Below are 14,222 nucleotides of genomic sequence, written 5' to 3'. Positions count from 1 at the left end.
AGCTCACGTTGCTGTTCGTGGTCGACAGACCGGTCGACAGCGAATCCACACCGCTTTGCGCCGTGCTGATACCGGTCGAAGCCGACGTCGACAGCGAGCTCACGTTGCTGTTCGTGGTCGACAGACCGGTCGACAGCGAATCCACACCGCTTTGCGCCGTGCTGATACCGGTCGAAGCCGACGTCGACAGCGAGCTCACGTTGCTGTTCGTGGTCGACAGACCGGTCGACAGCGAATCCACACCGCTTTGCGCCGTGCTGATACCGGTCGAAGCCGACGTCGACAGCGAGCTCACGTTGCTGTTCGTGGTCGACAGACCCGTGGACAGCGAATCCACACCGCTCTGCGCCGTGCTGATCCCGGTGGATGCCGAGGTCGACAGCGAGCTGACGTTGCTGTTCGTGGTCGACAGACCCGTCGACAGCGAATCCACACCGCTCTGCGCCGTGCTGATGCCGGTGGATGCCGAGGTCGACAGCGAGCTGACGTTGCTGTTCGTGGTCGACAGACCCGTCGACAGCGAATCCACACCGCTCTGCGCCGTGCTGATGCCGGTCGAAGCCGAGGTCGACAGCGAGCTCACATTGCTGTTCGTGGTCGACAGACCGGTCGACAGCGAATCCACGCCGCTTTGCGCCGAGCTGATGCCCGTCGAAGCCGACGTCGACAGCGAAGCCAGGTTGCTATCAGTCGAAGACAGCGCCGTCGAAAGCGAGCTAACGCCCGTCGATGCAGAGGTCGACAGCGAGCTGAGCTGGCTGTAGTTCACCGCATCCGTCGGATTCGCACCCGCCGCGACGTTGGTCAGCGTCACCGGCGTCGTTGCGCCTGCGCCGCCCAGCGTGACCTTGCTATGCGTCGCGTCGTCGTACTGGACCGAATTGGCCGCGCTGTTCGACAGCGAACTCATGGCGGTCGATGTCGACGTCGACAGCGATGCCACACTGCTTTGCGCCGTGCTGATTCCCGTCGAAGCCGACGTCGACAGCGAGCTCACGTTGCTGTTCGTCGTCGACAGACCGGTGGACAGCGAATCCACGCCGCTTTGTGCCGTGCTGATACCCGTCGAGGCTGACGTCGACAGCGAGCTCACATTGCTGTTCGTGGTCGACAAACCGGTCGACAGCGAATCCACACCGCTCTGTGCCGTGCTGATGCCCGTCGAAGCCGACGTCGACAGCGAGCCCACGTTGCTGTTCGTGGTCGACAGACCGGTCGACAGCGAATCCACGCCGCTTTGCGCCGTGCTGATACCCGTCGAAGCCGACGTCGACAGCGAGCTCACGTTGCTGTTCGTCGTCGACAGACCGGTGGACAGCGAATCCACGCCGCTTTGTGCCGTGCTGATACCCGTCGAGGCTGACGTCGACAGCGAGCTCACATTGCTGTTCGTGGTCGACAAACCGGTCGACAGCGAATCCACACCGCTCTGTGCCGTGCTGATGCCCGTCGAAGCCGACGTCGACAGCGAGCCCACGTTGCTGTTCGTGGTCGACAGACCGGTCGACAGCGAATCCACGCCGCTTTGCGCCGTGCTGATACCCGTCGAAGCCGACGTCGACAGCGAGCTCACGTTGCTGTTCGTCGTCGACAGACCGGTGGACAGCGAATCCACACCGCTCTGCGCCGTGCTGATACCCGTCGAGGCCGACGTCGACAGCGAGCTCACATTGCTGTTCGTGGTCGACAGACCCGTCGACAGCGAATCCACGCCGCTTTGTGCCGTGCTGATACCCGTCGAGGCCGACGTCGACAGCGAGTTCACGTTGCTGTTCGTCGTCGACAGACCCGTCGACAGCGAATCCACACCGCTTTGCGCCGTGCTGATGCCGGTCGAAGCAGACGTCGACAGCGAGCTGAGCTGGCTGTAGTTCACCGCGTCCGTCGGATTCACGCCTGCCGCAACGTTGACGATACGACGTTGCTGCGATGCACTTCCGACCGAGAACACATTGGCCTGGCCGCCGTCGGACGAATTTGCGCCGATTGCAACGCTGTTCGTGCCCGTCGTCGCTGCGTTCAGGCCGATCGCGATATCGCCCGTCTGCGGCGCAGCGGCGGTGCCTGCTGCGGCCCCATCGCCAAGCGCGATGGCAGACTGACCATACGCGGATGCATTGTTGCCGATCGCAACGGCGCCTTGCCCGAACGCGGTGTTCGAGTTGCCGAGCGCAACCGCACCGCCCGTGCCACCGTATTGCGTGCCGTCGGCCGTGTTGTTGTTACCGCCCGCGAACGAACCCGTGCCCGTCGCGACGTTCGGATCGCCGATGGCGACTGCGCCTTCGCCGTTCGCGACGTTGCCGTCACCGATGGAAACGGAGCCCAGGCCCGGCGCGCTGGCATTGGTGCCGAACGCAATCGAATTGTCGCCGGCCGCGTTAGCACCATTGCCGGCTGCGAGCGCGTTCAAACCCGTTGCAGTCGTCGTCACGGTCTGCGGGTCGTACTGGCTGCGCATCACACCGTTCTGGCCCTGCTGGAAGCCAGCGATCGCGGTCGAGGTCGAGGTCGACAACGAGCTTACGCCGGTCGACAGCGACCCCACTGCAGACGAAGTCGAGGTCGACAGCGAACTTACGCCGGTCGACAGCGATCCCACGGCAGACGAAGTCGAGGTCGACAGCGAACTTACGCCGGTCGACAGCGCCCCCGCGGCAGTCGAAGTCGAGGTCGACAGCGACCCCACGGCAGTCGAGGTCGAGGTTGACAGCGAACTTACGCCGGTCGACAGCGAACTTACGCCGGTCGACAGCGACCCCACGGCAGTCGAAGTCGAGGTCGACAGCGAACTTATGCCGGTCGACAGCGACCCCACGGCAGTCGAAGTCGAGGTCGACAGCGAACTTACGCCGGTCGACAGCGACCCCACGGCAGTCGAAGTCGAGGTCGACAGCGAACTTACGCCGGTCGACAGCGACCCCACGGCAGTCGAAGTCGAGGTCGACAGCGAACTTACGCCGGTCGACAGCGACCCCACGGCAGTCGAAGTCGAGGTCGACAGCGAACTTACGCCGGTCGACAGCGACCCCACGGCAGTCGAAGTCGAGGTCGACAGCGAACTTACGCCGGTCGACAGCGACCCCACGGCAGTCGAAGTCGAGGTCGACAGCGAACTTACGCCGGTCGACAGCGACCCCACGGCAGTCGAAGTCGAGGTCGACAGCGAAAGCAGTTGACTGTAATTCACCGCGTCAGTCGAGGTCGTACCGGCCGCCAGACCCGTGATCTTGTTTGAGGAAAGGGTGATGTTACTGCTGATGCTCACGCCACCCGCAGCGCTGATATTCAATGCTCCGCTGTTGATAGTTATGAATCCCGCTGCACTGGTCACATACATGTAATTTCCGGCAGTGCCAGCAGTATTAAACGCGACCATGCCCGTCGCTGTTTGGGTACTAGGGCTGCTACAGCCGAGCTGCCAGGACGCGCTGGCGCCCACTTGTTGGCCGACTCCCCCGTAATACGAAGTACCGGAAGGGCCACATGTATACGACGCATATTGTGCATAGGCCGAATTCCCGCCAGACAGTTCGGCTGCCAACAGCAGCGCACCAACGAGAGTAACCCGCAAGCTCGTACGCAAGCCAGGTGCACCGATCAGCGATGAGTCGAGAGGCACAATCTCCGCTTTCGTTGTACTTCCCTTTCCGACCGCCTTGGATATTTCACTAACAACTACCCAGCAATTTCTAACTGAGCTGAAAATAATTCTATAAGCTTTATTCATTATTAACCTCCAACCTCACCGTTTCCGCCGCGCAATATTTTTGTGTATTGCGATCCGGCGACTCGTGCCCAAGAAGCCAGCAATCCTCCCCTGCGTGCCCACAAAACTCTTGATACGCGCCCCGTTAATTCGAAAAGCAGCCGGAATTAGAAAAACCGCGAATCAATTTGACAATAAAGATCCACCAACCAATAACGCTGCAATTTTCAAATCGAAGCGACGGATTTTTTTCTGTCGATTTAATCCGCGTACCTAATCTCGCCCAGGCGGCTACACAACATCCTCCGAGCAGTCCACAAACCATTCAGAAATAAGTCGCCCGTGATGCCTTCCCGATTGCGCAACGCGCCTGAGAAGACGCATGGATTCGGTTCGCCCTTGCCACATCAGCACTGCCGCGAGTCGATCGCGCATCACGAGCGCGATGGCGGATTGCTTGCCGTACACGCCACTCGCGAGCCCCGCCACGTACGCCTCTCGCACTTGCTCGCGCAAAGCCGGCGTGACGCTGCGCTCCAACACGGCAGCCGCATTGCGTTCGAATATCTGAACCGCCCAGTCAATGGCGCCCTCGGGCTCGGCAAACGCGTCCGTGGCCTTCGCTTCGAGAAGCCATTCGGGCGCGTCCCACAACACGTCCTGCGCGCCCACAACGTCGGCCGGCCAGAACCAGCCCTTGGACTGGGCCACACCCGCATCGGCGAACCGTCTTTCCGCGATGCCGACGTATCGGCCCTGCAACCAGTTCGCGCCGGCAGCACGCGCCAACTCGAGCATCTCGACGGTTTCCACCCCTTCCACGACCACGCAGGGCGCACACTCGCGCGCGATCGCAACCAGTCGCGAGAATCGCTCGCAGCCCGCTTCGCTTTCGCAAGCCGCCTTGAGAAGCGACCCGGCCACCTTGACGATGTCGGGCGTACCGATCGTCATGGCCGTCTCGATGCCGTGGCCTTCGCCGATGTCGTCGATAGCGATGCGGCAGCCCAACTCCCGCAAGCGGGCGACGAACTTCGCCGCCTGCGGCCCGCGCAGCCGTGCGGTCTCGGTTATTTCGACGACGAGGCGCCGCGCAACCTGCGGCATCGACGCGAGGTCCGCCAGGATCGGCTCCCACCACGCGTGCTCGCCCACGCTCAATGCGGAGACGTTCACGCCGAGGCAATACCCGGGATACGCGGCCAGGTGCTCCATCACCTTGCTCACCGCATATCCGTCGATATGGCGCATCAGCGAAAGACGTTCGAGGCTGGGAATGAACTGGCCGGGGAACAGCACACCATGACCGTTCTCCGACCGAAGGCGCACGAGGCCTTCGTAGTACAGGACTCGATTGCAGTCGTCGGCATCGCACACCGGCTGAAACACGAATTCAGCGGCGCCCGCATTGATGGCCCTCAGCGTGGTTAGCGCGACGGCGACGTCGTGCTGGCGTTGCAGGTGGCGTACCGCTGCTCCCGTCGGCTCGGCCACCGGTGCGTGCATTCGAACGTTCATGCCGATCTCCCTCGTCAACGCGTCGCACGGGGAACGAGGCTGGTGTTCGACGACCGGCGGCAAATCCTTCCGCCGTGACGCACCCGCTACCCCATCTGACGCAAGCCGGCATTCACGCTGCCGGCACCCTGAAGCTGTTTCGATGGGGGCGTTGCAAAAGGGAACCTTTGAGCGAAAGTAGCGAAAAATTTTCCGAAAGTCGCCAGAGGCCCGCCCCGCCTAGGGGTGCGGCACGGCGGAGGGGCGTTGCAAAAGGGTTCCTTTTTGTCGAGTACAATCCGGCGCACTTGACAATGTTTAATGATGTTTCGATTTGCTAACCGATCGAATCGTGTAGGGATTCAGGACGAGCCACGTGCCATGGCATCGGACCACCACACGCGTTGATCAACGTGTTCCCGGACCGCACTGGGCCGCGCCCGGGAAATGCCGGTGCTTCGGCACTGTGGCAGGCGTCGATTCGATAGAGAGAACGGGCCTTACCGCCCCACACCACCATGGATAAGCCGTGTTCGATTCCACGCCAGACGGCGCTGGATCGCGTCCGTACGCCGACTTGGGTCGACCAGGTTTGCGCAGACGCTGAGCCGCGAAGTAGCAGCCGCCATGGGAATTCGCCGGGAGTCCGGCCATGAAAATGGGATATGCGCGCGTTTCCACCGACGAACAGAATCTCGCTCTTCAGGAAGACGCACTCGCTCGAGCAGGCTGCGATAGGGTCTACGCCGACCACGGCATATCGGGTGCGAACTTCCGCCGCCCAGGGCTGGACAAGGCGCTGGCAAAGCTCCGCGCGGGCGATACGTTCGTCGTCTGGCGCCTCGATCGCCTTGGCCGTTCGACCAGCAAACTGATCGAGCTCATCAATCAGCTCGGCAAACGCAAGGTCGGGTTCGTGTCGCTAAGCGAGTCGATCGATACGAATTCCGCAAGCGGAACGTTGGTGTTTCATATGATGGCTGCGCTCGCCGAATTCGAGCGCCGTTTGATCAGCGAGCGAACGCGCGCCGGTATCGTGGCCGCGCGTGCCCGCGGCAAGCGAGTCGGCCGCAAGCCGGCGCTCACCGCAAACGATTGCGAGGAAGTCAGGACCCTTCTCGAAACGAATTCGGTTTCCGAAGTGGCGCGCCGCTTCAACGTCCATCCCGCGACCGTGCGTCGCGTGATGAAGTCGCACGAGAGTCGCGCGCCGGGCGACGCGCAGCATGCTGTCCAGCAGAAGTAACGACTTGGGAAGGCAATGACACACGTGGCGGGGCCAGCGCGGCCCATACGTCTACGTTAAGCATCCGATAAATGGGTGACGTTCATATCGCGAGCGACGCGATCCAGCCGAAGGCTAATGGTCGCGCCAGCACCGATCGCGCTCTCGATCGACAAGCGGGCGCCGATCAGTCTCGCTCGCTCGGCCATTCCCAGCAAACCGTATGAGCCTTTCCCGCGCGCAGTCGACAGTTCGAATCCCGCACCGTTATCGATCACCGTCAGCTCGATGGTGGAAGCGGTACTGACGAGCCGGATTTCCACGCACGTCGCCCGTGCGTGCCTCGCGATGTTCGTCAACGCTTCCTGCGCGATCCGGAAGATGGCGGTCGAGTGGGCCTCCGGGAGGTCCGGTTCGTCGCCCTCGATACGAAACCGGCATGGGACTTCCGCGTGTTGCGTGTAATCGCTCGCCAGCCATTCGAGCGCCGCGGCAAGACCATAGTTGAGCGCGGCCGGCCGCAAGTGGCTCGCCACATCGCGAACAATACGCATCGTCTTCTCGATCAACCCTGACATCTGCCTGGCCTTCTGTCGCTCCGGGCCATCCTCCGGAAGCTTCGCCTTCAGCAGGGAAACATCGATTTTGAGCGCTGTCAGCAACTGCCCCAGTTCGTCATGAACCGTCATTGCGATCTGCTTGCGATCGCTTTCCCGTATTTCCTCCATACGTGCCGAGAGCCGGCGCAGCTGTTCACGCGATGCGAGCAGATCGGCCTCCGCGCGCCGTCGTTCCGCAACCTCGCGCTGCAGCCGGTTGTGATGCTGCTGCATCTTCTCGCGTGCCCGTCTTCGTTCGGTGATATCGGTCAACAATCCTTCGATGTACTCGGGCACCCCGTTGCAATCCGGTATGCTCCTCGCATTCACTCCGACCCAGATCGCCGTACCGTCGCGCCGCTTTATCCGCAGCTCCACCCCGACGATCCGCTTCTCGATTTCCGAGGCGGCAAACAAGGTTCTGACCTGCACCGGGGAAAACACCAGGGATTGATGTCCCTCGGCACTGCCGTTGACCAGATACTCGGTCGACTGATACCCGAGCACGCGGGCCATTGCCGGGTTCGCTTCGCATAAGCGTCCATCCCGGTGGAGCAGGAATATTCCTTCGATCGCATTCTCGAAAATCCTGCGGTACTTCGTTTCGCTTTCTCGAAGGAGTGCTGTTGAATTCTTCAGATGATGCACCATGGAGTTCATCCGCACGGCCAATTGCCCCAATTCGTCAGTCGACGTGATCGGACAATTGACGTCCAGATCGCCGGAAGCGATCGCGTCGATTGCCGCCTTGAGTCGATTGATCGGCGTGTGAACAGCTGACCGCAGAACAAGATGAATCGCGACATAGAGCATCGCGAGGAGCAGTGCCATCGTCGCCAGCACGGCCAGCTGTTCTTGCCGGATTTCACGCTCCACGAGCGACTTTGACAAGACCACACGGATTTGACCGAGCTTTTCCCGTGGGGCATCGCCGGACGCGGCATGAAAAATGTCGCTAACGCGAATGACTGCATCGCCGGGTTCCACATCATGCCGCGGTCGCACTGACGAGACCACGCCGAACTTCGCATCGGACACGGTGAATTCGATGACCTCCTGGTTGGACGCAAGCGAGTGCAACAGAACATCTATCGATGCCTTGTCGACGTTCCACAGGGGCTGGTCGAGTGCGGCACTCAAGAGTTCGGCGATACGTGACGCCTTTCCCTCCAATTCCGCGAGGTGCGTCTTGCGTTCGTGTTGAGTTAGCGAGTAGCCGGCCACGCCCGCAGTCAGCACGACAAGCACAAGCAACGACAGCATCAATTTGCGATGCAGATTGAGCGAACCCAGATAAACCTTGAGCGAGCGAACCAGATATGACATCAAGCGGTCGCCATCTCGTTGCCGAGCAGGTAGCTCAGCCTGAAGTCGTACGGCCCATCGTTCCGATACCGGGATTTCGAATACACGCCGAAATCCAGTTCGCGCGAATGATTGAATATCGCGTCGTAGTACGAAGCAGCATTTCCCGCTTGAACGACTGCGAGAAAATCAGCCTTGATGCGGGGGCCACCGCGCATCGTGAAGTCCTGTCCGATGTGATAGTCGTTGATCAACACCATCGCGAGCGCCCCGATGAAGTAGTCGCCGACCATCATTGCGCGAAGCGTTCCTTCCATCACACGATGGAGCGCCTCTGGCAAAGCCCCCATTCCACCGACAACGGCTCGTACTTGACGCGTCTCGGCTGCCTTGAGAGCCGCCAACGTAATAGAATCGTTCGCCCCCCAAATGACATTCGTTTCCGGATAGCGGGCTAGTAGGACCAGTGCCTTCTCGTAACTGTCCGAAAAGCTCCAATTGCTGAACACCAGTTGATTCAGGCGCGCGTGTGGTGCCCGCGCGAGCCAGCGGGCGACACCGGCAGCCCGCTCCATGGACACCGGGGTATTGGGATCCCCGGTAATTCCGATGACGTGAGGGCGTGCGGAGCGACGATCACGGCAGAGATAGTCCATGAGCCTGTATCCGGCGCTGCTGGCATCGGCTGTCAAGGTACCGATCCAGTTGCGCATTCGCCGACGTTCGTCGCCGGCGATGCGTCGCTGTTCATCCGTCAGATCATTGTGAATCAGCACGATTTTTGACGACGTTCGGCTCAGGATCTGCAGCATGTCCAATGCCGCCATCTTTTCGTTGACGATCACGACGTAATCGGGGGCGTCGACCCGGTTGGCCACCTCCTCCGCCTGACGCAGCATCAGCATGTGGTCACGTTCGGCGTACAGCACTTCGAGTTGCATGCCGAAGTTCTTCGCCGCGATCGACATGAACCTCGAGACAAGCTGCCACTGTTGGCCTGTTCCACGCTCGACCGACTCTCCAGGATTGAGGAAGACAACCCGTGCCTTCGCGACCGACGGAGCAGCGCCACCGGTTGCAATATTCAGAACGGAGCCGGCACCGGCAACGAGGATTTGTCTGCGATTCATCGGACGATATGACGGCGCGGAACTGCTGAGCGGGATACAGTGGGGCGCATCGCCGATCGAATCCGCTTGGGGTATGAAAAACGGTGTGGTCCAAGAGGTTAATTGTTAAAAAAGTATTTTACAATTGCACACGTAGCATCGGGCTGCCCCTTCGGGGCGACTGACCCCACGAGCGCATTCGCGCCCCTATACCGACGATGGCGTCGGTTCCCGTGGCGGATCACGGGGGCCGACCATCACCATCTCCCTGGATTTTTCTTCGATGATTCGTACGCTGATTGCCGACGACCACGCAATCGTTCGGAGCGGCATCCATCAGGTTCTGGCAACGACCACTGACATTCAGGTTGTGGCCGAAGCGGTGCAAGGTAGCGAAGTGCTCGAGCTGCTTCGCACGCTGTCCGTGAACGTGGTGCTCCTGGACATGACCATGCCGGGACTCAGCGGTATCGATCTGATCCGCCGTGTTCGCGAAGAACATCCCGCTTTGCCCGTGCTCATTCTGAGCGTCCACAACGATCCTCAAACCGTCTCCCGCGCGCTTCGCGCCGGCGCTACCGGCTACGTGACGAAGGACAGTGATCCCGATGTGCTGCTGGCCGCTATTCGCAAACTGTGGCGCGGAGGGCGCTTCATCGATCCTCTACTGGTTGACGCGGTCGTGTTCGACGCGGCCGACCTTGAACCGATGGCGGGAGACGTGTTGTCCCCGCGGGAACTGCAAGTGCTGAAGCGGCTGGTGACCGGTAAGGCGGTCAACGAGATCGCCGAGGAGTTTTCATTGAGCGCCAAGACCATCAGCACGCACAAGGCGCGGCTGATGCAAAAGCTCAGCATCACGAATAATGCAGAGCTTGTCCGTTATGCCATCAGACACGATTTGCAGATAGATTGATGCCGGCGTACGGTGCCCGTCGGCTCCGCATACACATCATCGATGTTCGTCACTGTCGTGGATATAGCGCCTTAGCGTCGACTGGTGGACGTTCAATTTCTCGGCAACTTGGGCAGGTGAATGATCCTGAAGAAGATTGTCCAGCTCCGCGATCGCGGTATCGGTTAGCGCCTTGGGCCGACCGATACGACTGCCCCGTTCCCTCGCCGCCGCCATCCCCGCCCGCGTACGCTCACTGATCAATCCACGCTCGAACTCGGCAAGTGCCGCGAGCATGTGAAACGTAAATCGCCCGCTGGAAGATTGCGTATCGATATATTCGGTGAGCGACATGACGTGCACTTTCCGCTTGTTCAACTGACCCATGATTTTTGCCAGGTGCCTCAACGAGCGCCCGAGTCGATCGAGTCTCCATACGACCAGCGTGTCTCCGGTGCCGAGTGAATCGAGAGCCTGCTTCAAGGCAGGACGGTCCATGCGGGCACCCGAGATGCCCTTGTCGAAATAGATCGCTTCGCATCCGCAGCCTTTCAATGCCGTTACTTGCATGTCAAGATGCTGCTCGTCCGTTGAAACGCGTGCATATCCGATCTTTTTTCCGGGCGCCATTACTCATACCTGTCGTGAACATCGAGTCACAGTCGCGATAGCCGGTGGAAGGCTTAGGCAACCTCCTTCACGGGACGATCCATATCGATCCGAGACACGCACATTTTATTTTTTTGAATTAAGATCTGTCCATAAAAAACAGCGCAATTATCAAATTGCGGAATAAACAAATATCCCCCTACCCGACATATAAGGATTTCCCTACACATAAAATCGGAATATCCTTAATATCGCGAACAATTTTATTATTACTAGCCGGCCTGATTTACCCTCACTATAATGAGGATGTTCGATTCGGGAAGCCATCTCGCGCTGCCTTTTCGCTGCAGAGCGAAGAGTTGTATCGTGAATTTCCGTGAGATTCGGTGCCAGAACGGCAGATGTTCGCCGGTCGTTTGAACACCGGGCACTGGAATGAATCAGGCCGGTATCACGAGAGCGTGTTTTGGAAATCTGACGCCCGGCGCCGGTTCGTATGGCACGAACGGCCGGGCAGATACGTCAACAATCGCATTGTCCCGATGAAATTCAGATCGAGGGCGTTGCCGAGTTCATAGGTAGGGGGATGCGCAAGCGCGGTAGCGGGTGAACATTCGCCCGCTTTGAAGAATCGATGGAAATTTTTGTATCGGGAGCGTCAGCACACGACCCGCATTTCGCAACTCTTTCTCACGTAGCGCCACAGTGTCGTTCGATGCACGTTCAACGCCCGCGCCACGGAATCGGCAGGCTGGGTTCGCAGCAGGATTTTCGCCTGTTCGATCTGAGATACGGAGAGCGCCGCCGGTCGCCCGACGTGTTGTCCTTTACCTCGTGCGGCAGCCATTCCTGCGCGCGTACGTTCGCTGATGATGTCGCGCTCGAACTCGGCGAGTGCGCTCAGCATGTGGAATACGAATCGTCCGCTGGTCGAGCCCGTATCGAGGTGTTCCGTAAGCGATACGACGCGAACCTGTCGGTCATTCAGCGTTTCAATGAGTTCGGCGAGTCGTGTGAGCGAGCGTCCCAGACGATCGAGACGCCACACCACCAGCGTTGTACCGGGAACAAGGGCATCCAGCACCGCGTTCAAACCGGGCCGATCGAACGTCGTTCCCGATACGCCCCGGTCTGAATAAATGTGTTCGCAGCCATGCGCTTGCAACGCTTGAAGTTGCAGATCGAGATGCTGCTCGTCGGTCGACACCCGTGCATAACCCAGTTTCATTGCGGTCCAAATATCATGATTCTTGTATTTCGCATGACCGCACAATTCGACACGGCATACATTGACTCGCGCAGGTGCTCTGCTGCACGTTCGGCGATCGTTTCAACACCATCCCCGGGCGTTCGATAACGAAACGTACAGCAAGCGTATCAGTTGCAAACTGGCAAGCACATTCGACAAACATGCAAAGTTCACTTGCAAATACGCAAGCAACGTGTGATCTCAATGATCTTCGATTGGTCGCAGCCATTCACGAAACCGGCTCGCTCTCAGGTGCCGCGCGCCGCCTCGGCCTCAACCACGCAACGGTCTTTCGGCGGATCACGGCGGTCGAATCCAGTCTCGGGGTCCGCCTGTTCGATCGTCAGCGCGGGCGCTATTCGGCCACTGCCGCTGGAGAGGAATTGGCCATGGCCGGCGCCGAGATCGATGCGCTGGCAACCAAGTCGCTGCAGTTGGTTGCCGGCCAGGACATGCGGCCGAGCGGCATCGTTCGTATTGCGACGACGGAGAGTTTTGTCGACAACGTCTTGCCGCCGATTCTTCGAAAGTGCCGCACTGCGTATCCGGATATTCGATTCGATATCCTGAGCTCTAACATGATGCATGACCTGTCGCGAGGAGAAGCCGATATCGCCATCAGGCCCGCACAGCGGGCGCCGGAAAACCTGATCGCGAAAAAAATCGGGGATCTCGTTTTCGCTGTTTACGGTTCCCGGACGTATCTGAATGAATCGCCGGCGACTGATTGGCAGACGCACAATTGGATCGCACTCGAAGGGACGCAAAGTCAACATCGCGTACTAACCTGGATGGAAAAATTGCAGCCTCCGGAGCGCGTCGCATTTGTCTTCAGCACGTTCATCAGCATGTGCGCAGCATGCGCGCGAGGCCTAGGACTGGCCGTCCTGCCCTGCTTTCTCGCCGATAGCCGACCGGAACTCGTCAAGCTCGCGACGCTACCAGAAGACTGCTGGTCGCAGATATGGCTGCTGGTCCACCCTGACCGCTATCGAACGACCCGTGTCAAAGCCGTCTTCGCACTGTTGCACGAGGCACTGCTCGAGGACGCGGATTTGATCGCGGGAAGAACGAAGAACGTTGAGGCTGGCCCGACTTTCAGCAATTCGATGACAATTTGAGCCGATGGTATGACTAGTTGAAGATCAATCCGCAGTATCGTTAGGCTCGGATTGCCAGCAGGTCACCGAAGCTCTCGAAGGGGTTCGTTGACAGTAGCCGTCGGTCCCCACAGGTTTTTCCTCGCCAGCGAACTCCGGTCCGTTGTCCACGGTGATGGATGCGGGTAAGCCTCGCATCTCCTCTAGCTGTTCAAGCACTTGCTGCACTCGCAAGCCCGGCAGCGAAGTATCAACACCGATAGCCAAGCACTCGCGCGTGTAGTCGTCGACCACGTTCAGGCATCGACACCGCCGACCGTAGGGCAGCCTGTCAGAATCGAAGTTCATCGACCAGCTCAGATTTGGGCCCGTTGGTAACAGTAAGGGTCTGCGCTCGACGCCCGCAATACGCTTGCGTCGCCGCTCGCGAACGCTCCGTACCAGGCGCCAGATGCGTTTGTGGTTGGCTAGGTAGCCCTCGCGCTGCAACAGCATGTGAATCCGGCGATAGCCGTAGCGGCGCTTCTGCGCAGCGATGGCCATCATTCGACCAGTGAGTGCTTCGCCGTCACCTCGGCGGCGTGATTCGTAGCGGAACAACGAACGTGAAATCCCCGCCAGCCCGCGGGCTCGGGCGACCCCCATGGCGCGTTCGGTCATCAACAAATGGAACATGACGGCTAAAACTTCACCCCACATGTTGGCGTCGTCGATGTCGGGCGCAACGCGAGCGGCGGGGCTCGACGTGCCGACGACATGCTCCAAACTGTGAGGGGCGTATCCACCAACCATGCACCAATTTGGACGATGCCTATTAGCGGGTGCGGCATATGGTGACGTTTACAAGCAGTCCACATCCGCAGCCGATCAGTCGGGCGCTCAGCCTGACCGCTGGTGAGCCGCGGCCCGCTCCAGAGGCGGGTCG

The 14,222-nt window shown here is 59.9% G+C and carries 9 protein-coding genes and 1 pseudogene; 3 read left to right on the top strand and 7 right to left on the bottom strand.

Features of this window, described 5'->3' with window-relative positions:
• Together G3O06_RS28280 and G3O06_RS28270 are read right to left on the bottom strand one after the other, a co-directional pair.
• A pseudogene (locus G3O06_RS28280) lies at window positions 1-3,340 on the bottom strand (hypothetical protein); the annotation flags it as partial.
• Window positions 3,341-4,000: 660 nt separating this feature from the next.
• Window positions 4,001-5,227 carry an EAL domain-containing protein gene (locus G3O06_RS28270; protein WP_205818206.1) on the bottom strand — a complete coding sequence of 409 codons (1,227 nt, stop codon included), beginning with the start codon at window positions 5,225-5,227 and terminating at the stop codon, window positions 4,001-4,003.
• Window positions 5,228-5,858: 631 nt separating this feature from the next.
• Between G3O06_RS28270 and G3O06_RS28265 the strand changes: the two genes are divergently transcribed.
• A complete protein-coding gene (locus G3O06_RS28265; RefSeq protein WP_205818205.1) occupies window positions 5,859-6,452 on the top strand; it encodes a recombinase family protein in 594 nt (197 codons plus the stop codon).
• A 56-nt stretch (window positions 6,453-6,508) separates the two neighbouring features.
• Here G3O06_RS28265 and G3O06_RS28260 read toward each other — a convergent pair whose 3' ends face one another.
• The gene (locus G3O06_RS28260) at window positions 6,509-8,356 is read right to left on the bottom strand and encodes a PAS domain S-box protein (RefSeq protein ID WP_241020284.1); all 1,848 of its coding nucleotides are present in this window, start codon (window positions 8,354-8,356) and stop codon (window positions 6,509-6,511) included.
• Complete coding sequence (locus G3O06_RS28255; protein ID WP_205818204.1) at window positions 8,356-9,465, bottom strand: ABC transporter substrate-binding protein; 1,110 nt, start codon at window positions 9,463-9,465, stop codon at window positions 8,356-8,358. Before G3O06_RS28255 ends, G3O06_RS28260 begins: the two co-directional genes overlap by 1 nt.
• Window positions 9,466-9,727: 262 nt before the next feature.
• On the opposite strand from G3O06_RS28255, the gene G3O06_RS28250 reads away from it, so the two are divergent.
• Window positions 9,728-10,360, top strand: coding sequence for a response regulator transcription factor (locus tag G3O06_RS28250; RefSeq protein WP_205818203.1), 633 nt, complete (start codon window positions 9,728-9,730; stop codon window positions 10,358-10,360).
• A 36-nt stretch (window positions 10,361-10,396) separates the two neighbouring features.
• On the opposite strand, the gene G3O06_RS28245 is transcribed toward G3O06_RS28250, so the two are convergent.
• A complete protein-coding gene (locus G3O06_RS28245) occupies window positions 10,397-10,969 on the bottom strand; it encodes a recombinase family protein (RefSeq protein WP_205818202.1) in 573 nt (190 codons plus the stop codon).
• A gap of 637 nt (window positions 10,970-11,606) precedes the next feature.
• On the bottom strand, window positions 11,607-12,176 hold the full coding sequence (locus tag G3O06_RS28240) for a recombinase family protein (protein WP_205818201.1): 570 nt from the start codon (window positions 12,174-12,176) through the stop codon (window positions 11,607-11,609).
• A gap of 182 nt (window positions 12,177-12,358) precedes the next feature.
• On the opposite strand from G3O06_RS28240, the gene G3O06_RS28235 reads away from it, so the two are divergent.
• Window positions 12,359-13,318, top strand: coding sequence for a LysR family transcriptional regulator (locus G3O06_RS28235; protein ID WP_205818200.1), 960 nt, complete (start codon window positions 12,359-12,361; stop codon window positions 13,316-13,318).
• Between the two features lie 24 nt (window positions 13,319-13,342).
• On the opposite strand, the gene G3O06_RS49245 is transcribed toward G3O06_RS28235, so the two are convergent.
• Window positions 13,343-14,062, bottom strand: coding sequence for a DDE-type integrase/transposase/recombinase (locus G3O06_RS49245; protein WP_241020283.1), 720 nt, complete (start codon window positions 14,060-14,062; stop codon window positions 13,343-13,345).
• Between the last annotated feature and the right edge of the window lie 160 nt (window positions 14,063-14,222).

Source organism: Burkholderia sp. Ac-20345, from assembly GCF_017104825.1.
GTDB classification, from domain to species: Bacteria; Pseudomonadota; Gammaproteobacteria; order Burkholderiales; family Burkholderiaceae; genus Burkholderia; species Burkholderia lata_B.
The sequence above is the reverse complement of the archived record's forward strand: the minus strand, read 5'-3'. Positions and strand labels throughout refer to the sequence as shown.